Raw genomic sequence first — 3,173 nt, 5'->3', positions numbered from 1 at the left:
GCACCGACGAGGTCGTACGCACCGGGACACCGGGCTTCCTGCACGCGTGGGTGCCGCTCGGCGGTGCGATGGTGCTGGCCGCGCTCCTGATCGGGAGAAAGCCGCCGGGTCCGCACCGATGCGCTCGCCGTCGTCGAGGGCGGCGAAGGCGGCCAGGTCGTCGGCGTCCAGCTCGAAGCCGAACACGTCGAGGTTCTCCACGATCCGCGACGGCGTCACGGACTTGGGGATGGCGACGTGACCGGTCTGCAGGTGCCAGCGCAGCACCACCTGGGCCGGGGTCCTGCCGTGCTTGTGTGCGACGGCCGCGACGGTCGGCACCCCGAGGCCCTTGCCCTGCCCGAGCGGCGACCATGCCTCGGTGACGATGCCGTGCCGGGCGTGGAAGGCGCGTGCCTCCGCCTGCTGGAACCGCGGGTGCAGCTCGATCTGGTTGACGGCGGGCACGACGGAGGTCTCGTCCATCAGCCGCTCCAGGTGGGACGGCAGGAAGTTCGACACGCCGATGGACTTCGCGCGGCCGTCGGCGTGGATCTTCTCGAGGGCCTTGTACGTGTCGACGTAGGCGTCCTTCATCGGCAGCGGCCAGTGGATGAGGTAGAGGTCGACGTAGTCCAGACCCAGCTTGTCCAGCGAGGCGTCGAAGGCGCGCAGTGTGGAGTCGAAGCCCTGGTCGGCGTTCCACAGCTTGGTGGTGATGAAGAGTTCCTCGCGCGGCACACCGGAGGCGGCGACGGCCTTGCCGGTGCCCGTCTCGTTCCCGTAGATCGCGGCGGTGTCGATGCTCCGGTACCCGGACTCGATGGCCGTGGCCACGGCCGTCGTGGCCTCGTCGTCCGGCACCTGCCAGACACCGAAGCCGAGCTGCGGCATCTCGAGGCCGTTGTTCAGGGTGATGGAGGGGACCTGGCTCACGAGCGGTCGATCCTTACGTCGTCGGTTGGTACTCGCAAGGTCAACGAACGACGGAGCCCGCGCATTCCCGGCTGCGGGAGGCTGTGAACGCGCACACCGGTGTGCCCTGACATGCCGTCAGCAGCGGAAAGGGGATCAGCGGTAGAGGGCGTCGACCTCGGTCGCGTACGCCGCCTCGATCGCCTTCCGCTTCAGTTTGAGGGAGGGCGTGAGCATCCCCTGCTCCTCGGTGAACTGGTGCGCCAGGATGCGGAACGTCCGGATGGACTCGGCCTGTGACACGGCCGTGTTGGCGGCCACCACGGCCCGGCGGACCTCCATCTCCAGGTCGGGGTCGCGCACCAGGTCGGCGGCCCGCATGGGCGGCCGGCCCTGCATGGCGAGCCAGTGGTCCACCGACTCCTGGTCGACGGTCACGAGCGCGGAGATGTAGGGCCGGTCGTTGCCCACCACGATGCACTGCGCGACCAGGGGGTGCGCGCGCACCCGCTCCTCCAGTGCGGCCGGTGACACGCTCTTGCCGCCGGACGTCACCAGGATCTCCTTCTTCCGCCCGGTGATGGTCAGGTATCCGTCCTCGTCGAGCGCGCCCAGGTCCCCGGTGGCCAGCCAGCCGTCGTGCAGCACCGCGGCGGTGGCCTCGGGATCGCCCAGGTACCCGGAGAACACGTTGGCGCCGTGGACCCAGACCTCGCCGTCCCGGGCGATGTGCACGGTGGAGCCCGGGATCGGGCGGCCGACGGTGCCGTAGCGGGTGCGCTCGGGCGGGTTGGCCGTGGCCGCGGCGGTCGTCTCGGTGAGGCCGTAGCCCTCGTAGACCGTGACGCCGGCCCCCGCGAAGAAGAGTCCGAGCCGCCTTTCCATGCCGGAGCCGCCCGACATCGCGTGCCGCACCCGGCCGCCCATCGCGTCGCGGACCTTCTTGTAGACGACCTTGTCGAAGAACTGGTGCTGCATCCGCAGCGCGGCCGACGGACCGGGGCCCGTCCCGAAGGCCCGTTCCTCCATCGCCTCCGCGTACTTCACCGCGATGTCGACGGCCTTGTCGAACGCGCCGGCACGCCCCTCCGCCTCCGCCTTGCGCCGCGCGCCGTTGAAGACCTTCTCGAAGATGTACGGCACCGCCAGGATGAACGTCGGCCGGAAGGACACCAGGTCCGGCATCAGCGCCTTCGCCGACAGCTCCGGCTGGTGGCCCAGCTTCACCCGGCCCCGGAGCGCCGCGATCTCCACCATGCGCCCGAACACGTGGGCCAGCGGCAGGAACAGCAGGGTGGCGGCCTCCTCTCCCGTCCTGGAGTGGAACACCGGATGCCAGCGGCTGACCATCGTGTCGGCCTCGAACATGAAGTTGGCGTGGGTGATCACGCAGCCCTTGGGGCGGCCGGTGGTGCCCGAGGTGTAGATGACGGTGGCCACCGACTCGGGGGTCACGGCGCGTCTGTGCCGGTGCACCACCTCGTCGTCGATCTGCGCCCCGGCCTCCACGAGCTCGCCCACCGCGTCCGCGTCGAGCTGCCAGAGCCGCTTCAGGTGCGGCAGCCTGTCGATCACCGAGCCGATCGTCATGGCGTGGTCCTCGTGCTCGACCATGACGGCCGCGACCTCGGCGTCGTGCAGCATCCACAGGACCTGCTCGGCCGACGACGTCGGGTAGACGGGCACCGACTGGGCGCCGACGGCCCAGAGCGCGAAGTCGAACAGCGTCCACTCGTAGCGCGTACGGGACATCAGGGCGACCCGGTCGCCGAACCGGACCCCGTGGGCGATCAGCCCCTTGGCGAGGGCCAGTACCTCGTCGCGGAAGGCGGCCGCGGAGACGTCGTGCCACCGTCCGTCCGCGTCCTTGCGCCCGAGGGCGATCCGGTGCGGGTCGCTCCCGGCGTGGTCGAAGACGGTATCGGCAAGACCGCCGACTTGAGGGGCGGCGGCCATGGGTGGGACAGTGAACTCGCGCAATGACCTGCTCCTTGTGGCGCTCCGCACGGCGCCGCGACGCTACCCCACGCCAAGCGGCTGCGGGAGGGTCCCAAGTGTCCGGAAAGCATCACATCTGCACAGGCCGACCACAGAAACACGGGCCAGGCGGGCAGGGACGGGCGCACTTCTGACCGCGGGGTAAGTAACGGGCGCGGGAATCTCCACCGAATCTGTACGCGGCGCTCACGTGCGGCCGGGGTGCGCGGGCCCGAGCGGCCCGCGGTGCAGCCGGTCGGCACCGGCCAGGACGGCCGCGGCCAGCGCGCCGGCCGCCTCCT

At 70.7% G+C, this 3,173-nt stretch carries 1 protein-coding gene and 1 pseudogene; both read right to left on the bottom strand.

Translation table 11 applies throughout. The features are described 5' to 3' along the window. Window positions 1-81: 81 nt before the first annotated feature. Window positions 82-915: pseudogene (locus ABZ371_RS30770) on the bottom strand (aldo/keto reductase); the annotation flags it as partial. A 135-nt stretch (window positions 916-1,050) separates the two neighbouring features. Next, the gene (locus tag ABZ371_RS30765; protein WP_358685823.1) at window positions 1,051-2,850 is read right to left on the bottom strand and encodes a long-chain fatty acid--CoA ligase; all 1,800 of its coding nucleotides are present in this window, start codon (window positions 2,848-2,850) and stop codon (window positions 1,051-1,053) included. Window positions 2,851-3,173 lie beyond the last annotated feature (323 nt).

The organism is Streptomyces sp. NPDC005899, assembly GCF_040629645.1.
GTDB lineage: Bacteria > Actinomycetota > Actinomycetes > Streptomycetales > Streptomycetaceae > Streptomyces.
This window is presented reverse-complemented; position numbering and strand designations above follow the sequence as displayed.